Below are 770 nucleotides of genomic sequence, written 5' to 3' on the forward strand. Positions count from 1 at the left end.
AGCAGCGTTACAAGCTTCCCAGCCGTCACCAGCCCGATACCTTTGACCTGGACCAACTGAGCAATTCGTTCATCACCCAGCCCCTCAGCGTGCAGCTTGATCTCATGTTCAATCTGTCTGATCTGAGACCTGAAGTGCTGGAGGTTGGACTTCAGGAAGCGAGCGACCACCTCAGACTGAGCCTGTTTCAGGCGCCGCCGATCGTCGTCCCGTTGTTGAACCAGACGATCACGCTGCTGCAGCAGCTCGCGCAGCAACGCCCTCTGCGGACTGACCTGCAGAGTAGGTTTATCGGGGATCACTTCGGCGAAATGCGCCAATACCGCTGCATCGATGGCGTCGGTCTTAGCTTTGATATTCATGGACTCGGCAAACGACCTGGCTCGCCTGGGGTTGACGCGAATGACCTTGTAGCCAGCGCTCTGCAGAAAGCTCAGCACCTCACGCTCGTATCCGCCTGTCGCCTCCAGCAGGACACGCTTGACCTTGAGACCTCGAAGGCTCTTCTCCAATACCTCGAAACCTGCCCGATCGTTGGTGACATTGATCTTGAGGCTCTGGGGACGGACCGCTATGTCCAGCGTGCGACTAGAAACATCGATACCCACAAAGGAAACCATCACCAAAATCTCCTAGACTCAACAGAGTGAGAGGACTTTGGCTTGGCCCACGCTTGTGATTCGAGATCAAGGCCGCATCCAACTGTTCGGGCTCTCGCCAAAGTGGAACGGTGAATGGCAGCTTGTGCTCCCACTCGTGCTCAAGGCACA

The 770-nt window shown here is 56.4% G+C and carries 1 protein-coding gene; it reads right to left on the reverse strand.

The features are described 5' to 3' along the window. A partial coding sequence (locus APH44_RS28835) for a transposase (RefSeq protein ID WP_156343822.1) occupies positions 1–620 on the reverse strand: 620 nt, incomplete at its 3' end. Positions 621–770: the final 150 nt, after the last annotated feature.

It is taken from the genome of Pseudomonas sp. NBRC 111143, assembly GCF_001320965.1.
In the GTDB taxonomy this organism is placed as follows: Bacteria; Pseudomonadota; Gammaproteobacteria; order Pseudomonadales; family Pseudomonadaceae; genus Aquipseudomonas; species Aquipseudomonas machongensis.